General features: G+C 58.6%; 28 protein-coding genes. 8 read left to right on the top strand and 20 right to left on the bottom strand.

The window, feature by feature from the left end; genetic code table 11:
- Nucleotides 1-13 precede the first annotated feature (13 nt).
- Nucleotides 14-619 (top strand): pyridoxamine 5'-phosphate oxidase family protein, encoded by a 606-nt coding sequence (locus ASG35_RS18600; RefSeq protein WP_056360519.1) that lies wholly within the window; start codon nucleotides 14-16, stop codon nucleotides 617-619.
- Here ASG35_RS18600 and ASG35_RS18595 read toward each other — a convergent pair.
- On the bottom strand, nucleotides 613-1,680 hold the full coding sequence (locus ASG35_RS18595) for an LLM class flavin-dependent oxidoreductase (protein WP_056360516.1): 1,068 nt from the start codon (nucleotides 1,678-1,680) through the stop codon (nucleotides 613-615). The genes ASG35_RS18600 and ASG35_RS18595 overlap by 7 nt on opposite strands.
- A 215-nt stretch (nucleotides 1,681-1,895) precedes the next feature.
- On the opposite strand from ASG35_RS18595, the gene ASG35_RS18590 reads away from it, so the two are divergent.
- Both ASG35_RS18590 and ASG35_RS18585 read left to right on the top strand, forming a co-directional pair.
- Entirely contained in the window at nucleotides 1,896-2,549 is a 654-nt protein-coding gene (locus ASG35_RS18590) for a 2OG-Fe(II) oxygenase (RefSeq protein ID WP_235527590.1), read from the top strand.
- Between the two features lie 141 nt (nucleotides 2,550-2,690).
- Nucleotides 2,691-3,782, top strand: a complete 1,092-nt coding sequence (locus ASG35_RS18585; protein ID WP_056360514.1) for a porin — start codon at nucleotides 2,691-2,693, stop codon at nucleotides 3,780-3,782.
- A gap of 30 nt (nucleotides 3,783-3,812) precedes the next feature.
- Here ASG35_RS18585 and ASG35_RS18580 read toward each other — a convergent pair whose 3' ends face one another.
- From ASG35_RS18580 to ASG35_RS18540, 10 genes are all read right to left on the bottom strand, one after another.
- The gene (locus tag ASG35_RS18580; protein ID WP_056360511.1) at nucleotides 3,813-5,342 is read right to left on the bottom strand and encodes a class I adenylate-forming enzyme family protein; all 1,530 of its coding nucleotides are present in this window, start codon (nucleotides 5,340-5,342) and stop codon (nucleotides 3,813-3,815) included.
- Entirely contained in the window at nucleotides 5,339-6,103 is a 765-nt protein-coding gene (locus ASG35_RS18575; protein ID WP_056360508.1) for a VOC family protein, read from the bottom strand. The genes ASG35_RS18580 and ASG35_RS18575 overlap by 4 nt, the downstream gene beginning before the upstream one ends.
- Nucleotides 6,103-6,534 (bottom strand): PaaI family thioesterase, encoded by a 432-nt coding sequence (locus ASG35_RS18570; RefSeq protein ID WP_056360505.1) that lies wholly within the window; start codon nucleotides 6,532-6,534, stop codon nucleotides 6,103-6,105. The genes ASG35_RS18575 and ASG35_RS18570 overlap by 1 nt, the downstream gene beginning before the upstream one ends.
- A gap of 21 nt (nucleotides 6,535-6,555) precedes the next feature.
- Nucleotides 6,556-7,560 carry a quinone oxidoreductase family protein gene (locus ASG35_RS18565; RefSeq protein WP_200945754.1) on the bottom strand — a complete coding sequence of 335 codons (1,005 nt, stop codon included), beginning with the start codon at nucleotides 7,558-7,560 and terminating at the stop codon, nucleotides 6,556-6,558.
- A 39-nt stretch (nucleotides 7,561-7,599) separates the two neighbouring features.
- Nucleotides 7,600-8,505 carry an ABC transporter substrate-binding protein gene (locus ASG35_RS18560; RefSeq protein ID WP_235527588.1) on the bottom strand — a complete coding sequence of 302 codons (906 nt, stop codon included), beginning with the start codon at nucleotides 8,503-8,505 and terminating at the stop codon, nucleotides 7,600-7,602.
- Nucleotides 8,506-8,620: 115 nt separating this feature from the next.
- Nucleotides 8,621-9,394, bottom strand: coding sequence for an ABC transporter permease (locus ASG35_RS18555; RefSeq protein ID WP_056360499.1), 774 nt, complete (start codon nucleotides 9,392-9,394; stop codon nucleotides 8,621-8,623).
- 3 nt (nucleotides 9,395-9,397) lie between these two features.
- Nucleotides 9,398-10,138, bottom strand: coding sequence for an ABC transporter ATP-binding protein (locus ASG35_RS18550; RefSeq protein WP_056360496.1), 741 nt, complete (start codon nucleotides 10,136-10,138; stop codon nucleotides 9,398-9,400).
- On the bottom strand, nucleotides 10,135-10,893 hold the full coding sequence (locus ASG35_RS18545) for a GntR family transcriptional regulator (RefSeq protein WP_268761128.1): 759 nt from the start codon (nucleotides 10,891-10,893) through the stop codon (nucleotides 10,135-10,137). Before ASG35_RS18545 ends, ASG35_RS18550 begins: the two co-directional genes overlap by 4 nt.
- A gap of 347 nt (nucleotides 10,894-11,240) precedes the next feature.
- Nucleotides 11,241-11,750, bottom strand: a complete 510-nt coding sequence (locus tag ASG35_RS31465; RefSeq protein ID WP_156393235.1) for a hypothetical protein — start codon at nucleotides 11,748-11,750, stop codon at nucleotides 11,241-11,243.
- Between the two features lie 180 nt (nucleotides 11,751-11,930).
- Entirely contained in the window at nucleotides 11,931-13,220 is a 1,290-nt protein-coding gene (locus ASG35_RS18540) for a hypothetical protein (protein WP_056360493.1), read from the bottom strand.
- A gap of 38 nt (nucleotides 13,221-13,258) precedes the next feature.
- Here ASG35_RS18540 and ASG35_RS18535 point away from each other — a divergent pair, with 38 nt between their 5' ends.
- Entirely contained in the window at nucleotides 13,259-13,438 is a 180-nt protein-coding gene (locus tag ASG35_RS18535) for a hypothetical protein (RefSeq protein WP_156393234.1), read from the top strand.
- A gap of 121 nt (nucleotides 13,439-13,559) precedes the next feature.
- On the opposite strand, the gene ASG35_RS18530 is transcribed toward ASG35_RS18535, so the two are convergent.
- From ASG35_RS18530 to ASG35_RS18515, 4 genes are all read right to left on the bottom strand, one after another.
- Entirely contained in the window at nucleotides 13,560-14,522 is a 963-nt protein-coding gene (locus tag ASG35_RS18530; RefSeq protein WP_056360484.1) for a ParB/RepB/Spo0J family partition protein, read from the bottom strand.
- Between the two features lie 2 nt (nucleotides 14,523-14,524).
- Nucleotides 14,525-15,721, bottom strand: coding sequence for a ParA family protein (locus tag ASG35_RS18525; protein ID WP_056360481.1), 1,197 nt, complete (start codon nucleotides 15,719-15,721; stop codon nucleotides 14,525-14,527).
- A gap of 283 nt (nucleotides 15,722-16,004) precedes the next feature.
- Complete coding sequence (locus ASG35_RS18520; protein ID WP_056360478.1) at nucleotides 16,005-17,873, bottom strand: phage integrase family protein; 1,869 nt, start codon at nucleotides 17,871-17,873, stop codon at nucleotides 16,005-16,007.
- 171 nt (nucleotides 17,874-18,044) lie between these two features.
- Complete coding sequence (locus ASG35_RS18515; protein WP_056360475.1) at nucleotides 18,045-18,899, bottom strand: SDR family oxidoreductase; 855 nt, start codon at nucleotides 18,897-18,899, stop codon at nucleotides 18,045-18,047.
- Nucleotides 18,900-19,003: 104 nt separating this feature from the next.
- Here ASG35_RS18515 and ASG35_RS18510 point away from each other — a divergent pair, with 104 nt between their 5' ends.
- From ASG35_RS18510 to ASG35_RS18495, 4 genes are all read left to right on the top strand, one after another.
- Nucleotides 19,004-19,417 carry a winged helix-turn-helix transcriptional regulator gene (locus ASG35_RS18510; RefSeq protein WP_082508441.1) on the top strand — a complete coding sequence of 138 codons (414 nt, stop codon included), beginning with the start codon at nucleotides 19,004-19,006 and terminating at the stop codon, nucleotides 19,415-19,417.
- A gap of 74 nt (nucleotides 19,418-19,491) precedes the next feature.
- Nucleotides 19,492-19,947: an antitoxin Xre/MbcA/ParS toxin-binding domain-containing protein gene (locus ASG35_RS18505; protein WP_056360471.1), complete on the top strand. Its 456-nt coding sequence runs from the start codon at nucleotides 19,492-19,494 to the stop codon at nucleotides 19,945-19,947.
- Nucleotides 19,944-20,414 carry an RES family NAD+ phosphorylase gene (locus ASG35_RS18500; protein ID WP_156393233.1) on the top strand — a complete coding sequence of 157 codons (471 nt, stop codon included), beginning with the start codon at nucleotides 19,944-19,946 and terminating at the stop codon, nucleotides 20,412-20,414. The genes ASG35_RS18505 and ASG35_RS18500 overlap by 4 nt, the downstream gene beginning before the upstream one ends.
- Before the next feature lie 111 nt (nucleotides 20,415-20,525).
- The gene (locus ASG35_RS18495) at nucleotides 20,526-21,290 is read left to right on the top strand and encodes an IclR family transcriptional regulator (protein ID WP_056360464.1); all 765 of its coding nucleotides are present in this window, start codon (nucleotides 20,526-20,528) and stop codon (nucleotides 21,288-21,290) included.
- Here ASG35_RS18495 and ASG35_RS18490 read toward each other — a convergent pair.
- The 5 genes from ASG35_RS18490 to ASG35_RS18470 all read right to left on the bottom strand — a co-directional run bounded on the left by ASG35_RS18490 (nucleotide 21,278) and on the right by ASG35_RS18470 (nucleotide 25,615).
- Nucleotides 21,278-22,102, bottom strand: coding sequence for a citryl-CoA lyase (locus tag ASG35_RS18490; protein WP_056360461.1), 825 nt, complete (start codon nucleotides 22,100-22,102; stop codon nucleotides 21,278-21,280). The two genes, ASG35_RS18495 and ASG35_RS18490, sit on opposite strands and share 13 nt — an antisense overlap.
- Nucleotide 22,103: 1 nt before the next feature.
- Entirely contained in the window at nucleotides 22,104-23,303 is a 1,200-nt protein-coding gene (locus ASG35_RS18485; RefSeq protein WP_056360458.1) for a CaiB/BaiF CoA transferase family protein, read from the bottom strand.
- 52 nt (nucleotides 23,304-23,355) lie between these two features.
- Nucleotides 23,356-24,789, bottom strand: coding sequence for an MFS transporter (locus ASG35_RS18480; protein WP_056360455.1), 1,434 nt, complete (start codon nucleotides 24,787-24,789; stop codon nucleotides 23,356-23,358).
- Between the two features lie 139 nt (nucleotides 24,790-24,928).
- A complete protein-coding gene (locus ASG35_RS18475; RefSeq protein ID WP_442854848.1) occupies nucleotides 24,929-25,264 on the bottom strand; it encodes a c-type cytochrome in 336 nt (111 codons plus the stop codon).
- Nucleotides 25,265-25,291: 27 nt separating this feature from the next.
- Nucleotides 25,292-25,615 carry a ribbon-helix-helix domain-containing protein gene (locus ASG35_RS18470; protein WP_056360950.1) on the bottom strand — a complete coding sequence of 108 codons (324 nt, stop codon included), beginning with the start codon at nucleotides 25,613-25,615 and terminating at the stop codon, nucleotides 25,292-25,294.
- Nucleotides 25,616-25,644: the final 29 nt, after the last annotated feature.

Here is a 25,644-nt window from a genome sequence, read left to right as displayed (position 1 = left end):
ACGGACCACGGCCATGCTGACGAACGTCGAAGAGCTGGAAAACATCTACGGAAAACCGAACGAGCGATCCGTGCGCAAGGAAATCTCGTACATCAGCGAAGACTACGCCGCGTTCATTCTTGCATCGCCCTTCGTCATGCTGGCTTCGGCGGGGGAAGACGGACTCGATTGTTCGCCCAAAGGCGACGCCACCGGCTTCGTGCGTATTCTCGATCCACACACGCTCGCCATTCCGGATCGCCCGGGCAATAACCGCATCGATACACTCAGGAATCTCGTGCACGACCCGCGCATTGCGTTGCTGTTCCTCGTGCCGGGAGCGGGAGAAATGATGCGGGTGAACGGGCGCGCATCGATTGCCGACGACAGCGATCTGCTTGCTTCATTCAGCGTGAACGGCAAGCCGCCGCGCACGGTGATCCTGGTGCACGTGGAGTCGGTTTATTTCCATTGCTCGAAGGCGGTCGTGCGATCGGACTTGTGGAATGCGGACAAGCACGTGGATCGGGCGAGCTTGCCGAGCGCCGGCGCAATGCTCAAGAACGTGAGCGACAGCGGTTTCGATGCCGATGCCTACGATCGCGCCCTTCCCGGCCGTCTGAAGACTGACCTTTACTGAGATTTCCGCGCTGCCGAAAGCTCGCGCACGCGCGGAATGACCTCTTCGGCGAAGCGGCGCATATCGGATTCGAAAGGCTGGAATTGCAGCATGAACAATTCGATCCCCGCCCGATGAAACTCCACGATGCGCTCAGCGACCGTCGCGTAACTTCCGACCAGACCCGCGGCCGTGCCGCCGTTCGTTCCCACTCGCGCCGACTTGCTGAAGGTCTGGTGCATCACCGTTTTCGGATCGCTATTCTGCTTCACGATGGCGCGCAACGGCGCATCTTTCGCAGCGAGTTCGAAGAGGTGATCAAGATGATCCTGCGCTTCGGCTTCCGTCTCGCGCGCGATCACGAACGCCGATAACCCGAACCGTAGCGCGGCGCCTTGACGTTGGCGAGCGGCGACATCGGCGATCAGATGCTTCACGTCATCTAGCGGCTGGCCGTTGATGAACCAGACATCGCCTTTGTCCGCGACCAGCGCGCGCGCCGGCTCGGATTCGCCGCCCACATAGATTCGCGGACGCTCGCGATACGCGCTTGCCGGCCGCAGCAGGTAGTCTTCGACATTGAAATGACGGCCCTTGAAGGTCGTGCGTTCGCCGCGCAAAAGCGCGCTCACCACGCTGATCCATTCGTGGCCGTAGGCGTAACGTTCGTCGTGTTCCGCGAAGCCGATACCGGCCTTCGCCAGTTCCGGCCGGTTCCATGCGTTGACGAGATTGAGCGCGAAACGCCCGCCGCTGATTTCCTCGATCTGCAGCGCCATTTTCGCGAGCACGACCGGATGATAGAGATAAGGCTTGATTGCCGTGATGATCTCGATGCGCGTGGTCAGCGCCGCGATCGCCGCCGATGCCGTCCACGCTTCGAGCTGGTCGAGATTTTCATCGTGGGGATTGATCGTGTGCTGCGCAATCAGCGTGGCATCGAAGCCGAGACGTTCGGCTTCAAGGATCAGGTTGCGATTGCGAGCCCAGGAAGCATCGTAAGGCTCGTCGGGATCTTGAAGCGCTGCACGGCTGCCGTGGACGAGCGCCCAGATGCCGAAGCGGGGAGGTTTCGCGGACATTTGAAGCCGAAATGGAAAGTGTCGAGGCATGATGCGTGGCGCGACGGGCGCGGGTCAACGAAGCGCTTTTACTTTTTTCTTCTATGCATTGCGCGCAGGGAAATAAGGCCGCGGTGTTAATATCTTTCGCTCGGTTTCAAGCCGCATCCCGCCGATTTTCGCTTTGCACGAGACGTCCGAATTTCCACCCGCAACTTCGTTCCATGGAACACGCAGTGACCCGTTTGCTCTCCCCGGCGCATTCCGAAATGCACGCAGACGATGTGCATCGACAGATTGCCGATGCCGTTCATCAACATGGCTGGGCAGAGCACGACGCCTTTTTGCCGCCGGAACTCGTTGTGGCGCTCGCGCAGGAATGCGCGGCGCTGGCGGCGGCAGGATCGCTCACGCGCGCCGGCGTGGGTCACGGCGCAGCGCGCACGCTGCAACCCGAGATTCGCGGCGATCAGATCCAGTGGCTGCAAGCGGGTCAATCCGAAGCCTGCGACCAGTATCTGGCGATCATAGAAACACTGCGGACGGGGTTGAATCGCGAACTCTTTCTCGGACTCGATGAATACGAAAGCCACTTTGCGTTCTATCCGCCGGGAGCGTCGTACAAACAGCATCGCGATCGTTTCCGCGATGACGACACGCGTGTGGTATCGGTCATCGTCTATTTGAATGCGGACTGGCAACCTCAGCACGGCGGCGCACTGCGTCTGCATCTGGACGACGCCCACGCGATGGGCGGCACCAGCGTTCGGGACATCTTGCCCGTCGCCAACCGGATCGCCGTGTTTTTATCGACCGACATGCTGCACGAAGTGCTGCCTGCGACGCGCGAGAGGTTATCGCTTACGGGCTGGTTCAGACGGCGCGCCTGATTTGTCCGCGCTTGTCCGCGCCGGCCTCAATCGGTCGAAAATGCAGGTTTTCGTTTGCGCGTGTATCCTTCGCTCCGTTTGAAGCGGTCGCTACAAAGTGATTCCATAGACGGCGAGCGCTTCCGAAATCCGGAGGGGACGATGAAAAAATTGTGGATCGCAGCCGTTGTCGGTTGCGCGGGCGTCAGCAGCGTGCAAGCGCAATCGAGTGTCACGCTGTACGGGCGTATCGACAACGGCGTGGAATACATGAGCAACGTCGGCGGTCATAGCCGCTGGCGGCTTGCAAGCGGCGAATGGGGCACGGGATTGTTCGGCCTGAAAGGTTCCGAAGACCTCGGCGGCGGCAACAAGGCTATCTTCAAGCTGGAATCCGGCATCAACACGAGCGACGGGACTGCCGGCGACACCAACGGCCGTCTGTACCAACGTTACGCCTTCGTGGGACTTGCCAACGATACATACGGCACATTTACGCTCGGCCGCATGCTCGCGATATCGAACGGCGTGTGGGACTTCGATCCGTTCGTGCAGCAAGCGTGGTCATCGGCGTCACTCGTGCGCAGCCGCAACTGGAACAAGACGAGCAACAACATCCAGTATCAATCGCCGAACTGGTATGGCGTCGATGTACTCGGCCAATACTCGCTTGGCAATACCACAAGTTTCAACCAGGGACAGAAGAACGCCGACGGCACCTTTGCCGACTACGGCCGCTCCGACGGCATCCAGCTCACTTACACGCGGCAGTATTTCCAGGTCCGCGGCATCTTCGATGAAATGCGCGACGCGAATGGCCGGTTCTCCGACCTGTTCCTGTACTCGCGGGAATACATTGCGATGGTGAACGCGTACGTGGGCAAGTTCAAGTTGCAGGCGGCGTACACGCACATGCACGCGGACGCCACCGTGGCGGGCGCGCCGACGTCCGGCGATCACGAATGGGGCGGCGTGACCTATCAATGGACGCCGGTGTTCGCGACGACGGCTGCCGTGTTCCATATCAACACGAATGGCGATGCATTGCAGGGCGGCGGTCGCGCGACCATGTTCGAGATCGGCACCACATATAACTTCTCGAAGCGCACCTTTTTGTATGCAACGACCGCGACCGTACGCAACAGCAACGGTGCGAACTTTTCGCTGGAAGCAAACAGCCAGACGAGCGCCGACAATCCCACGCCAGGTGGAAACCAGTCGGGCGTTTATGTGGGTATTAACCACTCGTTTTGAGGGATTAGAGCGGGGTTCGGGCTAGGCGCCCTAGCCCTCTTCCGCCAATCGCTTCGCCGCGTCCCGCTTCAGTGCCGCCCGGTCGATCTTGTTGGTCGATGCAAGCGGAAACCCATCGACAAACCAGACCTGGCGCGGATGCTGGTACGCAGGCGCGTGTTCGAGCGCAAACTTTTTCACCGCTTCCGCGCTCAATTCCGCACCCGGTTTTCGCACGATAAACGCAACAGGCTTCGTGCCCTTGATGGCGTCGTCAACAGGAATGACGCTCGCTTGCTGAATCAGCGGATGCCGCTCCAGCATCTTCTCCACATCGCCGGGAAAGATGTTTTCACCGCCCGAAACGAACATATCGTCGCGTCGTCCGATGAACGTATAGAAGCCGTTTTCATCGCGTCGAAAAACATCGCCCGTTCGATAAAAACCGTCCGGCGTGATCGGCGGCACTAGATCCGCGCGATTGTGATAACCGTTCATCAGCCCTGGGCTGCGCATCTCCAGTTCGCCTTCGTCAACCGGCTGCCCGGTTGTATCGACAAGACGAAGCTGCACCAGCGGATGAGCTGCGCCGATGGCAAGCGGCGGCGTGGGCAAACCGCCCGGGTGCGGTCCGAACACGACCGGCCCACCCTCGGTCGTACCGTATGCGTTGATCACTTTGGCGTTCGGCAACAACGTGCGAATCTGGTCGAGCAACGCGCCGCTGACCGGCGCGGAACCCATGCGCACGAAACGCACCGACGAAAGATCCGTCTGCGCAAGCAGATCGCGCTCCTGCATCATCATCGCGATCATCGGGGGCACGGAGGTGAGCCATGTGCAGCGATATGTATCGATAGCGCGAATGTAATTGCGCGCGTTGAAGGCAGGCATCAGCACGGTTGTGGCGCGCGCGGCAAGCGCCAGGAACGCGAGCGCAAGCGCGTTCATGTGATAGAGCGGCGCGGCGATCAACACGCGCTCGCGTGTCAGAGGCTGGGCCGAAAGGCGCGTCTCGACGACCCACAAATGACTTGCATGGGAGAGCACGACGCCTTTGGGCCGCCCCGTCGAACCGGATGTATAGAGGAACAGCGCGGCTTCGTTTTCATTCGGAACGATCGGCTTGAAGGGATCGCCATGCGATTTTTCCTCGGCGATAAAAGCATCGAAACCGTGCGTGCTATCCGCGCTATTGAATACGACTCGCGGTAGCGCAATAGGTGCGTCGGGGAATCGTTTCGGATCACTGAATACCAACCGGGCACCGCTATCGGCGATGACGTCCGCAATCAACGCCCGGGGGAACTTGTAATTGACAGGCACGGCAACAAGTCCCGCGCGCATGATGCCGAGCACAGTGGCAACGTATTCCGCGGAGTTGGCCGCGAGGACCGCAATGCGATCACCACGCGCATATTGCTGGTGAAGCGTATGCGCGACGGCGTTCGCGGTGGCATCGAGTTCCGCGAAAGTGTATTGACGCGCGTTGAACGCATCGTCGAGCCCGATGATCGCAACGGCGTCCTGGTCGGCGCCGTCCCGGGATATCAGCGCGCCGAGATTGGTAGGCAACGTCATGGCTTGAATTCCAGCAAGGTATCGAAGCGCGGCAGGGCAACGAGTACGCGATCGGCATCGGCGTGAGCGGGCAAGCCGGCCGCATTCGCTTTCTGTTCCATGGATCGCCAGGCCGGCGTACGCGCCGTGATTGCGGCGTAACGCGGTCCGCGCGCCGCGACGTGCGCAGCCATTGCGCCGAAATGCGCGTCGAAGGTTTCACGCGTCCAGTACACCAGCCCGAATCCCGGCGCGATCTCTCCAAGCTGCACGTACGGTTCGGGCGCTACATCGATCAGATGCAGCGCACTCAAGCTCGTAACACCGTTCGCATGCCGCTGCCATTCGTCGCGGAACACGAGTTCGGGCGTCAGATGCTGGCAAAAATATACCCGGCCGCCATCAAGTTGACCGGGCTTCATGCGCACGGTCGTGAAGCGTGCAACGCCCAAGGGTTCGACCGGCCGCGAAAAAGTTTGCGGCGGTGTGGCATCGAAGCCGGATTGCTGCAAGTTCATAAAGGTCGCGTCAGGATCATCCGTGCGAAAGACGAGACCGTCGGCGCCGAGCGGACTGTTCAGGATCTCCTCGCGCACAGTCTTGCCATCGGCGGGCAAGCCGATAAGTTCAAGGTAGTGGTCGCCGAGCACGATCGCGTGGTTGATCGAGCCGAGCGTGTGGTACCCGCGCGGCGCGACCGTGAAACCGAGTTGCTCGAAGATGGCCTGAGCAGCGTCGGTATCGAAGCGCGTGTTGATGACCAGATGATCGAGCGCGAGCATCACGTTGCCGGCGACGCCGTCACTGTGGAATACGCGCCGCGTCCGCTTGCTACGAGCTTGCCGTCTTTATCGAACACTTGCGCTTCCGCCACGGACACTTGCGATCCAAACTTGATCACCTTGCCCTTTACGGTCAGGTCACCCTTGAACGCCGCGCGATGATAATCGACGCGCAAGTCGATGGTCGGCACGCCGCGTCCGGTCTTCGATACCAGCGCCCAGTCCGCCGCGAGATCCACGAGCGCGGCGAGCACGCCGCCATGCGTATAACCCTTGTCGGGATTCACGACCCATTCTTCGCGCCACGTCGCGGTGAGCTCGATCTCGCCCTCGCCTACCGATACCACTTTCAACCCGAGCCATTCATGGAACGGACCACGCCGAAGGCGTGCCTCGATTTCCTGCGCGCCCGGCAAAGTTGCTTCACTCATGATGTTCCTTTCAGCATTGAATTACGGATTGACGACGACCTTGCCCAGCACTTCGCGATCGCGGATCAGTCGCAATCCTTCGGCGGCTTCTTCGAGCGGCAACGTCCGGTCGATGGCAGGCACGAGTTCGCCCGTCGCGATCTGGTCGAGCAGCGCGCGCAGGTTTTCATCGTAGAAACTGTTCGAGCCGATGATCTTCAGCTCGAAGCTCCAGATGTATCGCAGGTCTTCGGCCGGCGCATGTCCGGCCGTCGCGCCGCAAACCAGCAGCGTGCCGCCGCGCTTGAGGCACTTCAAAGACGGTACCCACGTATCGCCGCCGGTGAAGTTCACGACGACATCCACGCCGCCGTCATACGTCCGGCGCTGCGGTTTGCCGTACTGTCCGATCGCCCACTTCGAGAAATCGGTGGTCTTGTAGTTCACGGTCTGATCGGCGCCGAGCGCTTTTAGCTGCTCGCATTTTTCGTCGCTGCCGGCGCACGCGATCACTTCGGCGCCCAATTGCTTCGCGAGCAAAATGCACGCCGTTCCCACTCCGCCGCTTGCGCCGAGAATCAGCACGCGGTCGCCGGCTTTCACGGTCTTGTGCGTGACGAGCATGCGGTGCGCCGTGCCGTAGGCGACCGGCAACGCGGATGCAGCATCGTAGCTCACGGCATCGGGCAAATTAATCAGTTGTCCGACAGACACGAGGCAATATTGCGCCATGCCGCCATCGAGCATTTCACCCATCAAGCCTTTCTCGGGATAAAGCGGATTCACGAGCACACGATCGCCCGCCTTCCAGCCTTCGACGCCCTCGCCCACTTCTGCAATCTCGCCGGCCATGTCCAGACCGATCACAACCGGAAAAGGCACCTTGATTCCGGGCATGCCCTTCACGGTGAATACATCGTGATAGTTGAACGACGATGCGCGCACGCGGATCACGACATGTCCGGGCGTTGCTTTGGGTACGGGTTTGTCGCTGACCACATGCAGTTGATCGAGATCGCCATGCTCGTTCAATACGAGCGCTTTCATGGTCGACGGTATCGCGTTTGTCACAGTGTCTTCTCCACGTTATTGAATTGATTTCGATGCGGCGTACGGCGCTGTATCGAAGAGATCGGCGGGTAATGCACCTTTGATCACGCCACCGTCCACGAAGATTTGATGCTCGCGTTTAAGCGTTTCCAGATCGATCGGCTCGAACGTCACGCGGTTGATATCCGACCAGCGCGCGGCATAAGCCTGCGCGTCTTCGGCCGGCAAGTTCGCGCTTTTCTGCAGGATCGCGGCGACGTCGTTCTGATGCGCGGCACCCCACTGCAAAGCGGTACGCATGCCCGCAATCAGCTTCGCCACGTCTTGCGGATGCTTCGCCAGATAGTCCGCACGAATCGCGCTCACGCCGATGTACGGCGTTGCGTCCGACTTCGTAAGCTTCTTCCATTCGCCGCCGAAACTGCCGAGGCGCTTCACCTTCAGTTCCTTCAATTGCGCGATGGTCACGGAGCGCAACGCGGCGGCATCGACCTGTTTTTGCACGAGGAACTGCGCGAGGCGTCCTTCATTTCCCGGAACGATGGAAAAGTCAGTTGGCTTGATACCGTAGTTGCCCTGCAGGACCGCTGTTGCTATCGATGCAACCGAGCTGCCCGGCGGCGACATGCCAACTTTTTTGCCACGCAGGTCGGCGAGCGACTTGATGGGCGAGTCTTCAGGCGCGACGAACTCGACGTCCGCGGGTTGTGTTGCGAGCACGATCTTGAGCGGCACGCCATCGGCCGCGGTGCTGAACACTGCCGACGCCGGCGCCGCGAACGCAAAGTCGATCGCATTCGCCGCAAGCGCCCGATTGGGCGCGTTGACATCGGAGAAATGCACGAAAGTCACGTCCAGGCCGCGTTGCTGCAGAAATTTCTGCGCTTCCAGAACGGCGCCGAAACCCAAACTCACGCCGCTTGTCCAATAGCCGATGCGCATCGGTTCTGCGTGCGCCGTCTGCACAGCGCCTAACGTCGCGCCAGCAGTAATAGCCGCAAAAAGCACTGCTCTCCTGAATAAATACAGACTCTTCATTTTTTCATTCCCCGTTGGTTCAGTCGGTTTTTTTCCATCGGAACAAGCGCCGTTCGAGCGGCTTCAGCACGCCGGCTTCGAGTGCAAGCATCAAGACGACCAGCGTCACGGTCCACGCGAAAACCTGATCGGTCTGCACGAGATCTGCAGCTTGCCGCAAGCGATAACCAATCCCGTTCGACGACCCAATGGTCTCCGCGACCAGCGACACGCGCCAGCCGAACCCGAACGCGAGCCGTGCGCCCGCAAAGAAATGCGGCAGGATGGTCGGCAGGAAAATCTTGCGCATGATCTGCGTCTGCGACATGCGAAAACTGCGGGCTAGTTCGACCAGATTGTTATCGACGGTCAACGCGCCTTGCCATACATTGGTCAGGATCAGCGGCATGGCCGTCATGAACACGACGAAGATGGTCGTTGCATTCGAGATGCCGAACCAGATGATTGCGAATACCGCCCAGATCGCCGACGAAACCGTATTCACAATCGACAGCAGCGGCTCGAAAAAATGCGCCACGCGCGGATTCGAACCGAGGGCGATTCCAAGCGGCGCGCCCACGATTGCAGCCAGCAAAAATCCCCCGACCACGCGATACAGCGTGACGCCCAAGTCATCGAAAAACGTACCGCTTTGCACGAGCGCGGCAAACGCGTGCGCGACTCTTTGCGGCCCGGGCAGCACGAACTGCGGCATGCGCAGCGACGCGAGCCACCAGGCCGCCAGCAGCAACACGACGAGCGTGACGCGTTGCGCGACCGTCGAGGCAAACGAACTTCGTGGGACAGTGGACATAGGTCAGATCATGAGACGCAATTGGCGGATCGCTTCGGCGACGGCGGGCTCTGTGGCACTGCGTGGACGCGGCAAATCGACGTTGACGATCTCGCGCACGCGTCCAGGACGCGGCGCGAGCACCACCACTCGGTCGGCAAGCGCGATCGCTTCCTCCACGTCGTGCGTGACAAACAGCACGGTCATGTTCTGCATTGCGTGGATGCGCAGCAGTTCCTCGTGCATCTGCGTGCGCATTTGCGGATCGAGCTTGGAGAACGGTTCGTCCATCAACAGGATGCGCGGAGCCGTGACCAGACTCCGGGCCAATGCGACACGGCTGCGCATGCCGCCGGATAACTGATGCGGATGGGCATCGGCGAAACCTTTCAGGCCGACGAGATCGAGCACCGCGTCCGCGCGAGCATGCCGTTCGTTCGCGGGTATGGCGGGGACAGCGGCTTCGAGGCCGAACTCCGCGTTTGCGCGAGCCGTGCGCCATGGCAGCAAGCGGTCTTCCTGGAACATATAAGACAGCGCGTTGCGGTCTTTTATTCCTTCGGTTTCCTTACCATCTATCCACAGCTCGCCATCGCCCGGCTCGATCAATCCCGCGATGATATTAAGCAACGTACTTTTCCCGCACCCGGAAGTGCCGAGCAGCGCCACGATCTCGCTCTGGCCGACATCGAAGGAAACCCCGTCCAGTACTTGCAGCGATCCGAAATGCTTGCCTACGCCGCGAAGGGAAATCGCAGCGCTCATCGGCGCAACTCCGCGACCGTGTAAAGCGGCAGCGATGCCCCGGCGCTCGAAAGGCTGGCGTAGACTTTTTCCATTGTCATGCTCTGGAACGTCTCGATGTGACGGCGCGCGATGGTCTCGGCACGGCGTTCATCGCCAGCGACAAATGCATCGATCATTGCGTTATGGTCGTGCTTGATCTCGGGCTTCGTGCCTTGCACGCCGAAACCTAAAGCCACGAGACGCGACATTTCATCGAGCAGGCTTGCGAGCGTCTTATGCAAACGTTCGTTGCCGCTCGCCGCCGCGATTGCAAGGTGAAACTCGCGATTGGCATCGAGGAATGTGTCGATCTGTGCTGACAATGCGCGCTCGGGATGTGGCACGCGGCACGCAGCTTCCAGGCGTCTGAGCAAATCCACATCTACACGACCGCACGCGAGTCGAGCCGCTAGCGGCTCGAGCTGAACGCGTAACGCGAATACTTCTTCGACGTCCTTCAGTGTGATCGGCGCAATACGGTAGCCCTGCCGGGGCAACGAGCGCACGAACCCTTCATGCGCGAGGCGTACGAGCGCGATACGGCAACTCGTCTTGCCGATCTGATACTCCGACATCAGCTGGCTTTCCGTAACTGTGGAGCCGGGCATCAGCTTGCAAGAAAGTACGTCGCGACGAATCCGCTCATAGGCGTCGTCGCCGCGAGCGATCGGCGTTGAAGGCTTAGATGAGCCGAGTGGCATGGATACGCTGATTTCAAGAGCGTCGAAGGACATGACCATCTAGGACCGTCAGGTTGTGAGCTGCTCACGACATCGAATTGATGCGTTCAAGGATTCATCGTAGGCGCTTGCGGCCACTTTCAAAAACAAGTTATAGAAATAAAGATGTGGCGCAGGGATATATCGTGGGCGGCTCAGGGGTTAGGCGGGATTTTGCAGTGGCTGTGTAAAACGAGGTGGTGTTGTTTATGCGGAGGAAATTTGTGGTTGCTGACTTTGTAAAGGCGCCGTGGTTTGGAGGATATTTTTAGAGAAATTGTTGCGTCACCCGTTCGAATCGCAGGAATTTTTAAGTGAATACTGAGCTGGCCTGCTGTTTGCATATACGTCTGCTACAACATTCAAGGAGGTTCGATCACGTTCAAGGCGTTGATTCCAGCTGTCGTGATTGCTTCGGCTTTGGCCGCACCATCGTTTGCATTTGTGTCTCTGGCTAGCCAAGTAATAGAGTTAGGGCTGTTTTGTTGTCGGGCGACAGCCCTGTCATTTGAAGAACTACCGTCATTAGTTTCCGCCAGATTTGCCTGTTTCAGGCACGTTGTCGCGGGTTCTTGATGCGTCGCGGATTTGGTCTTCGCTTCACGCGATACGAATGGATTTGCAACACGATTTAACTCCGCGGGCACCGCTAGGATTTTTTGCATGCGTGAGTTGTTAAATGCTTTCGATATATATCCCGTGCCAGGTAAGCTGGTATGCAGAGCACGTCTCTCCACTGGATAGAGCGCGGTTTGCAACGGGTAACGTCGCCGTTGTTCTTCCGGGGCGTGCTGCGGATAAGCTTTCAATGGCAACACCGATTCGACCGTTAGTTGCAATAGCTCCCCTGGTGCCGTTTTTGCCCAGCTCATTTTTTCCTTTCCCAAGAAGTCTGTTCAGTGTGCAGGAGCGGTACAAATTCAGATATCGGCTGTAAATTTTGTTCGCAGTCGATAACAGTCCTGCATTGAAAAACGTCGCCGGTTTCGCAATCACACATCAGCGTGCACGCGTCAGGATTCATGTCCATGACTCGATGGACATGTCGGTCATCATAGGTTGGCATGCAACAAAACACGATCTTGCAACGGGGCGTTATCGGCATTTGCGGACTTGCTCACGCGAGCGACTCCGGCGCACGCTGCCCTTAGCGTGCGTTTCATTTCACTAAGCCTGCCGCTGATATCGGCCGTACGGTTTCGCGGTTGGTCGAAGGTGAATTTTGCTGCGTGTGCAGCGTTAGGATGAACTGCGCCCTGGGGGCACTTATCCTTGAAGCCAATGATTTGTTGCGGCGTTGCCTGCTTCAGGACATTTCCTTTAATCGCAGCCGCAAAGGATTCATTCCACTGCACCGCCGCGACACGCGGCGATACTTCCCGGTGACTGTGGACGGTGATTGATTGGCCATCGCAAGAAACCTCGACGAGTCTAGTTTCGTCTGCATCGATAAAAACCTGGCCAACGCATTGGCGCACCGTGGCTTCGATCTGCGCACGCCGCGCGTTCTCGCGCGCCTTCTTATCCTCGACGGTACGTTTTGCGCGGATCTGATGCCCAAAATCCACGGAAGAACGCAGCAGCGCTCGCAAGTAACTTATTGGATGCTTGGCCTGTTTCAGATGTACCCAGGTTGCCTCGACCACATCTGAAAGCAGCTTCGCATGCATCTTTGCTTCACGCATGAGTTTGAAAATCAAAAATTCACGAAACCCCAGACTTAGCAAGCGTTCAAGGTCGGCAGGGAGGCGTCCTGGTTGTCTCTTTTGATTCTTAGGGAATAGATCCTTATATATAGCTCCGTCTGCCACGCTGGCACACGGAGTTCCAAAAGTCGAAGCAGAGGTGTTGTGATCGTTGCCACTCGAATGATCGATCTCAGTCGTTTCGATTTCGTTAGCCGTCGCGATATAACCCAGGACGATTGCAGAGCGTTCGGTTAAGTGGAGATAGGCACGTCCAAACAACCCGGCAGTGCCGTATCGTTTTTGTGGTGCGCGCTCAATCAGACCAGCAGCTTCGAGGTCGTCCAGGCTTCTGTAAAACGTCCGCATCGACTGCATCGCGCGGCCGGTGAGAAGCTCGCGGCGGGCGAATATGGATGCGTACGGATTGTTGGCGTCGACGGTGCGTGCGAGCGCTGCCAACACGGCGCGAGCTCGTGCCGGGAGAGTTGGAAAGTTCGCTGCGCGGTGTGCTGCCCGAAATACGACCCAAGGCAAATTTGATTGACCTGCTAGAAATTCATCCAGCGCGGTCTGATCGGTGTCGACGGAATCGTCGTGAACTGGAAGAGGGTGCAGGACCCCCTCGCCAGCAACGGAATGTTGCGCGATAAGCATGTCACACGTCCATTTCTTAGAAAATGGAAGAGAAACGCTTGACTGCCGATCGCTATCCGATACACTTCGAGGTGTTGGGCCTTTATCCGATTCCCGTCGGAGAAGTGCAGCAGTGGGCAAGCGACAGCGAAGCCCGGTTAAATCAAAAGCCTTCGGTTCCTGCCGAAGGCTTTTGTCTTTCTGCGTTAGATCAAGTCATCTTTGTTCTCGGTCGTTGAGCCAAATCCATGATTTATAAGGCTTCCCTAGTAGGGAGAATTCAAGGCATGCTCAAATTTCTGTGAGTCAATTACCGCTTTCTATCTAAGTCGTTGATTTCAATGAGTTCCCTACTAGGGATCATTGTTTCTCAAGTTCCATTTCGATGAATGTCCGGATTTTCTCGGCCCAGTGGTCTGCTTCCTCTGCAGCACTGCCCGAGAAGGAAACACCGACTACACCATTGCGAGCGGAAATCTGGCATATCTTTTTGTTGCCGCGACGAACCACCAAGGGTTCAGCGTGTTCACGCTGTACGCGGTCTGCTTTCGTTGCGGCAATCGCTTGCGCTTGGGTAAAGGCGTCATCGCTTATCAATCTTTCGATAGCTGCCTTCACCTTGGCTTCCCTGCCTTCTGCGACGGCCTTTGCCATCTGTTCCGCAGCGTTGCTTCCGAGGCGTTCAGGACGGGTTGCTAGCAGTTCTTTGCTTTCGTCGGGCAGAAGATCGAATTTCATGATCCGGCCAACGTGCGAGTCGCTAATGCCGGCCGCCCGTGCGAGTTCCTCTTTCGTAATGCCAGTCGAATCCTGAAGCGACTTGAATCCCCAAAATTTCTCGAAATCCGATAGCGTCGGAGAGAGCAAATTCGAGAAGAAAGCGGCGTACTCAACCATCGAGGCATCAATGTCTAGAACAATGCCGTCGATCTCAGTCCGTCCTAATTCCCGATAAACCGACGCGCGATTGTGGCCGGCGACGATGTCGTACTCACCGTCGGGACGCTCACGGACCGTGATGGGCTGCGCGAGCGGGTAGGTCGTCAGGTTGGCTTTAAGTTCGGCGTACTCCGCAGCCGTAAGCCTCCGTCGGCGGCCGGGGATCTCGTGAAGCTTATCGAGTGGAAGCTTGCCGGGCGCGCGCTGTTCAAGCGCACGTTTCAGCTTTTCAATCTCCGCCTGCTGACTGTGTACGCGACCCTGCAGTCCGATCAACTGCCCCGGCGCCGTGCGCGGAGCGAGTGGCTCAGACGGTGTATCCAGAGTGTCGTCATCGAGTCGGATACCTGCGGCCTTGGCCTTTTGTTTCGCTGCTGTAGACATGCTTACTCCTTGTCCCAGAGGTAACAAACCTTGCTGTCGATCAAATCCACAACTTGGTCATACGGCACACGGATTCGCCGTAGCGTCGCCGCGTTCCCGTCATAGTTCGGGAAGTCGTACACCGTCGAAAAATCGTTCGTTGTCGTGCGCGCGAGATCCGTTTCCGGAATCTCCACCGGCAGGACACGTTCCCCGTACGTGGTGATTACCCAGTCTCGAACGATGGATGCGTTAGCCTTGTTCGGCATGCGCGTCACCAAAATATCGATGAAATCAAACACCTTGGCTTCATCGGCGGATTCTCCGAACTGCTTCATGCCGGAGACCATGTCGGAGAAAAGCGACCAGAACTGGACCATCGATGCAAACGAAAGCGTGTCCGGCATTACCGGGACAATGACGCCGTCTGCGGCAAACAGCGCATTGATGGTGAGGTAGCTAAGCGTCGGCGCTGTATCGATGATGATGTAGTCGTACTCGTCCTTGAGGTCTTCCAATCCGTCGTTCAGAACGTTCCAGAATTTCGCGCTCGGCGACGCGTGAACGCGTGCCGGAAGCATGAATTCGGCATTGAAAAGATCTGTCGAAGAAGGAATCAGGTCGAGGTTTTTCCAATACGTCTTCATTGGAAGATCCTTCATACTGAACGGCTCGCCATTTACGTACGCTTCGACCAGCGGCAAAATGGTCTGGTCGCCATTGATCTCCGCGTGGGGGTTGATCCCGTACAGCGTCGTAGCACTGCCCTGCGGGTCCATGTCGATATGCAACACGCGCCGTCCGTGCCGCAACGACAAGCCTTGTGCAAGAACCATGGACGTTGTAGTTTTAGTTACGCCGCCCTTGAAGTTGCCAATGGCGATGACCTTGCCTTTTTTACCTTCCGGACGCTGTCTGGGTTTGCGTTCTGCCCGTACCCACTCGATGGTTTCCGCCAACGTGAATTGCCGGGCGGCCCCCGGCTTTTCCTGCGTCCCTTGCGGAAGTTCGCCTTTCTTAATCAGATAGGAGAAGCGAGCTTTATCGATGCCGCACAGTTCCTGGAGTTTGCCGCTCGGAAACACCGGGGCAACCTTCCGCGGAAACGGTTGGAGCATTTGCGTGCGAATGCGCTCGAGCATCTTGGCAGAGCGCGCCGCCAAATTGACGAGATCGTCCGGCGTCACCTCGATAGGTGGCGTCGAAAGGTTGATATCCATGTGTTTCTTCCCGGTGGTGCTGGTTCTACCAAAAACGTGGATTCTTTCTCAAAAGGTAGAACCGACGGTAACCGAAGACTAAGAGGTATACGGAGTAAACGCAAGTAAACTTTGCCGCAGCCGAATTGCCGCAAAGGCACGCGGGTAATGGGCTCGGGGCAAAAACCTGAGAAACGACTTGAGGGATAACGGGTTGTAGAACCCGTTTTAGGTCTGCGGAATGAGCTCGGCGCCGGGGGTTTGGGCCGGATTCCTAGGGAGGAAAGTGTATTACGGGTTCAGTTCAAGAAGAGGACTTCAGATAAAGCCGCGTCGTCGAAATGTGGGCATGACCCAAACGGATGCGAACTTCTTGGCAGCTCTCTCCCTGTTTAAGAGTGTGATGAGAATGCGTATGGCGGATCCAGTGCGTGCTTGGATTGCGGAAACCACTTTGTGGACCGAAGAAGCCGCGGTTCCAATTTGCCTTTGATCCACGCAACAACTGGCGAAATACCTGCCCGAGCCCATCTGCGGTGAGAGCTTGGCCCGTGCGGAAATTCGCGAGAAGGGGAGTATTGGGAGCGCAAGCGGCCGGATTCCCGGGCAGATCCCGCGCCTGCAGGAAGGCGATAAGCAATGCCATCACGGAATCGGGAATAGAAATGCGGCGGCCCGGGCGGCCTTTGCCCGCGACCCAAAGTTGCCAATGTTTGCTTCCGGAACCACTCCGTGTCGTACGAACCAGTTGCCCCGTAGTGCAGTCGGCCAACTCCGCTCGTCTAAGCCCGGTCGCGTACGCCAGTTGCAACGCCAGAAAATTTCGTAATTCTTGGCGCGAATACCGGGCGCGCGTGTTCGTCTGAACGACCGTGTTCCATTGACGAAGACTCAGAGAACGGCCAGCAACATCGATTCGCGGACCCGTTGCAACCTTCGCGCAGCCCGAGAAAGGGTTGCTTTCTAGGTAGCTTCGATCCACCAGCCATTCGCACATCGCGCGCAGGATTGCCCGCGCCGTTTCCCGGCTGCGATCGGAGAGGCCGCCAATAAACGGGCGCCAATCCGGATGGGTTCGCTCGATTTTCGCGCTACCGACCCACTGCACGGCCGGTTGCGGATCGTTTAAGAACGCCTCGATGTACTCGGCGCAATCGTTGTGATCCAACGATGAAAGCGCTTTTTCCTTCGCGTAAATTGCCCAAAGAAGCAGCCGCTCGGCCTCACGCCTGTAGGCACGAACCGTGTGCGGGCTATGCTGATGGCCCGCAAGCCACGCATTGAGCGCCTGCAAATCTGTATTGAAATCGCCGTCCGGAGCGGATCGCTTTGCGCGATTGATGCCTGCCGAGCCATTTAGTCCAGTCGGAACGTCGAGCGCTTCGAGCGGCACGATCCCCATTTCCCGCGGCCGGGCAAGCGCCGGGTCACTACTGTCCAAGTGTCGGCGGGGAGTGACCGCCCGTTGCGACAAAGTGTGACCTAGCGAATCTGCATGAAGCGAAAGCCAGTCGATAACCCGCCGCGCCGCCTTCGGCCCGACTCGCTCCACACCGCTATGCCAGCGATGCCCACGGCGTTCGATAAAACCCAGCAAATCCGCGAGTGTATATATATGTGCTCGGTGCAGCCGGCTAGCGATCGCGGGTTCAAGCCAGCTCGATACCAGGTGATCGGGCTGCGGCGCCTGGACCAGACTGGCTTCCATCCGCGCGAGCGCGTCCGCCTGACGGCGGCGAAGCCGTGCATTCCTCGATATGCGCCGATCCAGCGGCGCATTTTCTCGCGAGTATTCCGCCCGATAAAGCTCCAGCAATTCGGCTTCGCTATGAAACCCGTTCGGATCGATCGCCTCGCGATACGCCTCAAGCGTGGGCGTGGTGCTCGCGCCCACGCGTGCGGGGATGCTGCCGGGTCGGAGGCGTAGCAGATGCGTGGCTTCGACATCGCGGGTACGGCGGGCAGCGCTTGAAAGCGTGTCGCGCAATAGTCCGATGAGGCGTCGCGTCGCGCGGACGTCGGTGGTGGTATCACCGTAAGTGGCATGCAGCTGTTCGACCGACACGCCGTCCAGATACCCGCGATACAACGCGAAGTGCTGCCGCGTAAGTCGTTTTATCGACGCGCGGTTTTCGGCGTTGTGAATGACTGGCGGTGTGGCGGCTGCCGACATGGCGTATTTATGCTTTGATTTCAATAGCTTGAAGGGAGGCTACCAGCGGTACGGCCGTTTGACAACAAAAAACGCTACATCTGATAAGTATACGAGGCAGCCTAAGCGCGCATAACTTTGCGCTAATGTATGAGCGCGGCCTTCATCTCGACCGCGCTCATTTCAGGATGATTACTTTGCAAGTGCCGCAGCAATGACAGCAGCCAGCGGTGTCGTTGGACGGCCGAGGAGCTTACTCAGTTGATGGTTGTCATCGAAGAGCGCGCCTTTTGCCGCGCCGGTTCCCGAGTCAGCGATCAGATCAGCAACCGGTTCGGGCAAACCGACACCAACCAAAGCCGCTTTGTACTCGGCCTCGGACATGTCCCGATACACCACGGCCTTACCCGACTGACGCGCCACTTCGGCGGCAAAATCGGTGAGCGTATAGGCCGTGTCGCCAGCCAGTTCATAGATGCGACCTGCGTGCTCACCTTCGGTCAACACGGCGGCGGCCGCTTCGGCATAATCCGCACGCGCTGCCGATGAAATCAATCCATCGCCCGAATCGCCTAGAACGGCGCCGTGTTCAAGCACCGCCGCCAGGCTTCCCGTGTAGTTTTCCGTGTACCAGCCGTTGCGCAGAACGACAAACGGCACGGTCGAATCGCGCAGCGCCGCTTCCGTTTCGCGATGTTCGCCCGCAAGGCCGAGCGGCGAGGTATCGACGTGAAGCACGCTTGTGTAGGCAATCAGTTCCACGCCGGCGCGGCGCGCCGCATCGATCGCCGCGCGATGTTGAACTCCGCGCTTGCCAACTTCGCTCGATGAAACCAGCAGCAACTTCTTGACGCCGGCGAACGCGGCGTCAAGCGTGGCGGGATCATCGTAGTCCGCGCGCCGGACCTGAACGCCGCGGCCGGCGAGATCGGATGCTTTTTCCGGACTACGCGCCGCAGCGACGATCTGCGCGGCTGGCACGGTTTTCAACAATGCTTCGATGACAAGACGGCCGAGTTGGCCGGTGGCGCCAGTGACTGCGATCATGAGAGACCTCCTTGAGTGATGGAAAGCGGCGTGGGAAACAACCGAATCCGCAAGGTATCGGATAAACTAACTTTTCGTAAGTACGTACGCGAAGGTAAGTATCCATGAACTCGAATGTTGAAATGACCGCTGACGCAATGCCTTTGTCCGAACTCGTTCGGCGCGGCGAGTTGCTCTCCGCGGATTGTCCGTCGCGCGAAGTCCTCAAGCACGTGACCAGCCGATGGGGCGTGCTCGTACTCATGGTGCTGATGGACGAAAAAACTTGCCGTTTCAGCGATCTGCGTCGGAAGGTGGATGGCGTGAGCGAAAAGATGCTCGCGCAGACATTGCAATGGCTTGCCGCCGATGGTTTTGTGGTGCGGACTTCGTACGACGTATTGCCGCCGCACGTGGACTATCGGCTGACGACGTTGGGCAAGGAAGTCGCGCAGCAGGTGAGTGCGCTGGCCGATTGGATCGAGATCAATCTTTCGCGGATCATGAGCGCGCGAAACTCGCCGGAACACGCCGCTTGACAATTCGGACGCCTCTCGCGTTGTATCGGCAAAATGCCTATAATGAACGTGCAAATTGCCAAACAGGATTCGCCATGACCGCCGTCGTTTTCAAACCCACCGGGTCCGTCAATCCAAAGCGGGCCGAATTCGCGTTGCTCACCGAGTTGCTCGATGCGTCTATCCACTCCGGACTCGATCTGGCGGAACTCGCGGCCGAGCGCGTTGCGGTCGATGTCATCGACCGGTTGTCGGCTCACGGATTGAAGGCGGACGAACTGAACTTCATCATTCCGCGGCGAACGCTGACGCATCGCAGGCAGAATCAGGAACGTCTCTCGACCGATGAATCCGATAAAGCTATCCGTCTCGCCAAGATCGTTGCGCAGGCCGATACGGCTTTTGACAATCAGGACAAGTCGATGCAATGGCTCAGGAGCCGGCAACATCGCTTTGGCGGAAAAACGGCGCTCGACATGGCTTCCACGGAACACGGCGCGCGGCTCGTTGAAGAAGCGCTGGTGCAACTCGACGAAGGGTATTTCGGCTGATGGAGCTTTGGCGTATCAGCAACTATGCCGATCTGCGAGGCATCGGCGGACTGCGCGCGCCGGGGCGCTGGCACTTCGCGGGGCAGCCTGTCGTATATCTCGCTGAACATCCGGCTTCGGCGCTGCTCGAAATCCTCGTTCATCAGGAGCTGGGGCACTCGGAACAAGTCCCGGACTCCTATCAGTTGCTGCGTATCGAAGTTCCTGAGGACATCGGGATTGCGGAACTGCTTGAATCCGATACCCTCGAAAACTGGCGTGCCGATCTGCAATGGACGCAGTCGGCAGGAACGGAATGGCTTGCCAGCGGCGCGACTGCGTTATTGAAAGTGCCCAGCGCCATCTTGCCCGCGACGAACTTCTTGCTGAACCCGGCGCATCCGGATGCGGCTCGTCTTGAGATTGCTGAAACCATGCAAGTGAGTCACGACCAGCGGATTTTGCGGCTGATAAATCGGCCATTCTGAAAAGCAACTAACTGTCTGCCTGTTTAACGCCTGGCAAGACTGCTACAAACCCAATTAGCCCGACTGGCATCGCGTAAAATTTCCTCTTCGATCCAACCACGACACGTCACCATGCCTACGCCCGCCGATAACCCACGCCCGAAAGAAAGTGAAGGCGTTGCTGTCATCGACCGTGCGTGCGCGATTCTTTTCGCTTTCCGTCCCGACGACGACGCCCTCACGCTCGCCGAACTCGCGTCCCGCACAGGTCTATACAAAAGCACCTTGTTGCGGCTTGCCGGCGCGTTGATCCAGCACCGCTTGCTGTTGCGTCTCGACGATGGCCGCTATCAACTCGGTCCATCCACTTTCATGCTTGGCGCCGTTTATCAACGAAGCCTGAATCTCGGCGACATCGTCGTGCCGCTCATGCGCGAACTCGCCGAGATCAGCGGCGAAAGCGTGTCGTTTTACGTTCGCGATGACGCGGTGCGCGTCTGCCTGCATCGCGTGGATTCGACGCACGCCGTGCGTTATCACGTGCGCGAAGGCGATGTGCTGCCGCTGGAAAGCGGTTCCGGCGGCATGGCGTTGCTGGCGTTTGGCGGAAAAGAGGGCGAAGTATTCGAGCAGATCCGCGAGGACTTCTATTACGTATCGATGGGCGAACGCGACCGCGAAACCGCGGGTGTATCGATGCCCGTCTTCGGTGTGCGCCAAAGCTTACGCGGCGTGATCACGCTAGCGGGACCGAGCTCGCGTATCGACCAGGCGTTCGTGGACACGAATCTCGGCGCGTTGTTCGATTGCGCGGCGCGAGCAACCGATGCGCTCGGCGGCGACGCGCGCGCGCTGCGTCAGGCGCAACGGCGCGCGGCAGAAGCTCACGTCAAATGACGCTCGGATTTGCCCGTGTACTTGTAAGCCATTTGCCGCGGCATCGGACCTTTGTTGCGTTCATTCCGGCCGCGCTGCTCCCAGGCGTGCGACAAAATCCCGACCGCCCGCGATAAACAAAACACTCCGCGAGCAAGCTCGGGCGCGAATCCCAGCTCCGCATAAATGACCGCGGTCGCGCCGTCGATGTTCATCGGCACCGGCTTGTTCTTGCGCGCCTTCAACAACGCTTCGATACCCCGCGCAACCGCCGCATATTTTCCGCCGATCACGCCTTGCTCGACACTGGCATCGACCAACGCGAGCAGCTTCGTGGCGCGCGGATCGACGGGATGAAACCGATGGCCGAAACCCGGCAGATATTTTCCGCGTTCGCTGATAAATTCATCGACGCCTTGCGCGACGGCATCGGTCAGCGAAACGCTCGAAGTTTCGAGCGCGACGATCGAATCATAAAGTTCAACCGCTTGCTGACCCGCGCCGCCGTGCACGTCGTCGAGTGCATTGATTGCCGATGCCATTGCGCCGTTCAGCGGCAAACCGCAGCTTGTGGCCATGCGCGAAATGGCGATGGACGGCGCGTGCGGTCCGTGATCGACCGACGCTACCAATGCTGCTTCGAACAGGCTCGCCTGATTTTTATCGGGCAATTCGCCGCGCAACATCAGCCAGATCATTTGTGGAAAACTGATCGAACCGATCAGTTCCTGAATCGGAAAACCACGCACGTTGATCGAACCTGGATGGATATCGATGATCGATGTGCTCCAGTAATCCGCGGCAAGCGTGCCGGCATCAAAATCCTGCGTCATGTCAGATCACTCCTTCTGCGCGTAATTGGTCGATTTCCGCGGCGTCGAAACCGAGTACGGAAAGATGCTCGCGCGTGTCCGCCGATAAAACCGGTGCGGGCGATGTGGGCGCGGTGTCGGCGTCGGCGAAACGAAAACCCGCGCGCGTGACGCGTTGCCGGGTCGCGGCGTCATCGCCGTTGAATTCGTGCACAAATTCGCGCGAAACCATATGCGGATGCGCGAGGATTTCCGGCACCGACATTACGCGTCCGGCCGGCACGCCGGCATCGATAAATTTCGCGTCCCAGTTGATCGCGCTGTCCGATGCCAACGCAGCTTCGATCTCCGCCTTCAACGCCGCGCGATTCACCTTGCGCGCGTTGCGCTCGGAAAAACGCGGGTCATCGGCGAGATCCGGGCGACCGATCGAACGGCACAGACTTAAGAATTGCTTGGTTTCGTTCGCGGCGATATTGAGCAAGCCATCGCCGGTCTTGAACGTGCCGGAAGGCGCGGCTGTGAAGTTTTCGTTGCCCATGGGCGAGGGTGTCACGCCCGCGTTCAAATAGTTCGATACGACCCAGCCCATGGTTGAAAGCGTGGCTTCGAGCATGGATACATCGAGCATCCGGCCGCGGCCGTTCGCACGCGCATCGACCAGCGCGGCGCAAATTCCGAATGCCGCCGTCAGTCCGCCGACTGTATCGGACACGGGATAACCGACGCGCAACGGCGCGCTTTCGGAATCGCCGGTGACGCTCATCACGCCCGAAATGCCCTGGATGATCTGATCGTAAGCGGGACGTTTCGATAATTCGCCATCCTTACCAAATCCGGAGATAGCGCAATAGACGAGCTTCGGATTGATTTCACTGAGCGCTTCGTAACCCAATTCGAGCCGCGTCATGACGCCGGGCCGGAAATTTTCGACCAGAACGTCAGCGGTCTTCACGAGCGAGCGCAGGATTTCCTTGCCGCGCGCGTCCTTGAGATTCAGCGTGATCGATTGTTTGCCTGCGTTCACGGCAACGAACGAAGCGCCCATGTCACGCGCCGAGGCTTCCTTATCGGCGCCGAGTCTTCGCGCAAGATCGCCGCCCTCGGGATGTTCGACCTTGATGACCTCGGCGCCGAGCAACGCGAGTTGATACGCGCAAAACGGTCCGGCCAGCACATTCGATAAATCCAGGACCCGTACGCCAGCTAACGGAAGCGTCATGTCAAACCCTCTTGTTTAAAGCTGCCAAAATCGAAACACACAACGCCGCACATCAATGCGAGATCTCGTCCAGATTGCGATTGTTGGTACGCGGTCCGAAGATGCCGATGGCGCCCATCACCATGACCATCGACGCGCTGATCAGTGCGAACACGCCGGTCACGTCGAAGTGACGCAACGCGAACGCAATCATGAAGCCGGAAAACATCGCGGAAAGACGCGAGATGGAATAGACAAGACCGACGGCGCGCGCCCGCAACCGGGTCGGGAAAAGCTCGGTCTGATACGCGTGATAACCGACCGAAAGCAGCGTGCCGCACAACGTGATCAATACGCCGAGAATCATCAGCATGACGGGCGATGTTTGCGTCGCGAACAAACTGCCGAACACGGCAATGCCGAGCGCGGACAACACAATCAACGTCTTGCGTTCTATACGATCCGCGATCGCCATACCAATCAGCGGTCCGAACGGATTCGAGATCGCGATCACAAACGAGTACAGCAAGCTATGCGTGATCGTGACGCCTTTGGAGACGAGCAGGGTCGGTACCCAAGACGCAAAACCATAAAAACCGATCGCCTGAAAAAGATTGAAGACGAGCATGGTAATCGCGCGTTTGCGATATGGCGGTTGCCAGATCTCGCGGAACGCGGCCTTGGTTGTCGCCGGTTCGATCGTCGCGACGGGCTCGGGCAGCGGGCGTCCGTATTGCGCGGCGACTTTCGTCTCGAGCGCGTGAAGCACTTGCTCGGCTTCCGCAGCGCGGCCTTGCTGCGCGAGCCAGCGCGGACTTTCCGGCACGCGCTGGCGGATTGCCCACACGACCAGCGCACCCAGCGCCCCGATGATCACGACCCAGCGCCAGCCATCCAGACCGAACGGCTTTTGCGGCACGAGCCACCATGCGAAAAACGCAACCGACGGCACCGCCGTGTACTGCACCAGATGCACGAACGCGAACGCGCGGCCCCTCAAATGTTTCGGCACGAGTTCGCTGACGTAGGTATCGATGGTCACGAGTTCCACGCCCACGCCAATGCCCGCGATCAGCCGCCACATGTTGATGGCGGGCGCGGTGGTCTGAAAAGCCATGACCAGCGTGGCAATGGAATACCAGAGCAGGGAGACGGTGAAGATGGTCTTGCGGCCGTATTTATCGGCCATTCCGGCAAGAAAGAACGTACCGATGAACAGCCCCGCGAACGATGCCGCCACGAACGCGCCAAGCCCGGAGACGCCGAAGAACGATGCAGTCGTTGTTGAATACAGGCCGCTTTTGACGAGGCCCGGGCCTACGTAGGCGGTGAAAAAGAGGTCGTAGAATTCGAACCAGCCGCCGATGGACAGCAGAAAAACAAGCGTCCACACCGAACGCGTAGCCGGCAATCGGTCGATACGCGCGTTGATCCCGGGCGCGGTTTCGCTGCCGCTGACGTCTGGTTTGCGCGATCCACGGGTCGCATCGATTGGCAGACTTGCCATTTGAACCCTCCTACGGGCGTCTCACTTATATCGTTCTATCCAACAGAACGTCGTTCTGTTTACGAGTGATGCGAGAGTAGAGCGTGAGGAGGGCACGCGAAATAGGGGTTTTACCTAGACGCCGGAAACGCGGTGCTTTTTACGACTTTGCACCAGCGAGGATCCATTCGATGACTGTATGCAGATCGGCATCGCTGATATTCGGGTTCGGCGGCATCGGGATTTCGCCCCAGACGCCAGCGCCGCCGTTTCGAACCTTGGTGAACAGCTTGTCCAGCGCGGAAGGATCGTTCTTGTATTTCTTGGCCACCGCCTGATACGCCGGCCCGACCACTTGCGTTTTCACCGCGTGACATCCAAGGCAGTTGTTCTTCTGCACTATAGCTAGAGCCGCCGCGCCGTCCGGCGCCGCGTGCGCCACTACGGACGTCAATGAAGTTGTCAATGAGGTTGCCAATGCGAACACCGCGCACATCATCCCGCTCAGCGTTTTCTTCATCGGTCAGCCCGCCACCTTGTCTGCCGCGCTGTTCGAAACGTGGCTGCGAAAGTCCATCGATGCATTTGCTCTTAGCCCTTGATATCGAAGACAGGTGACGCGAAGGAATGATGCAAAATTCGTCGTCTCGCCGAGATGCTGGGTAATTTCCTCATGCAACTTCGCGATGAGTTGATTGGTCGTCATGTCGTTGTCGGCGGCGAGATCAGACAGCGTTTGCCAGAACAGGTTTTCGAGGCGGATGGTCGTCGTCACGCCGCTGATGCGCACCGAGCGCGCGCGGCATTCATAAAGAATCGGGTCGGTTTGCGCGTAGATCCTGCACATGAACAAGCTCCTTGCAAAAAGCAACGATG

The sequence above is a fragment of the Burkholderia sp. Leaf177 genome, assembly GCF_001424345.1.
Taxonomy (GTDB): domain Bacteria; phylum Pseudomonadota; class Gammaproteobacteria; order Burkholderiales; family Burkholderiaceae; genus Caballeronia.
This window is presented reverse-complemented; position numbering and strand designations above follow the sequence as displayed.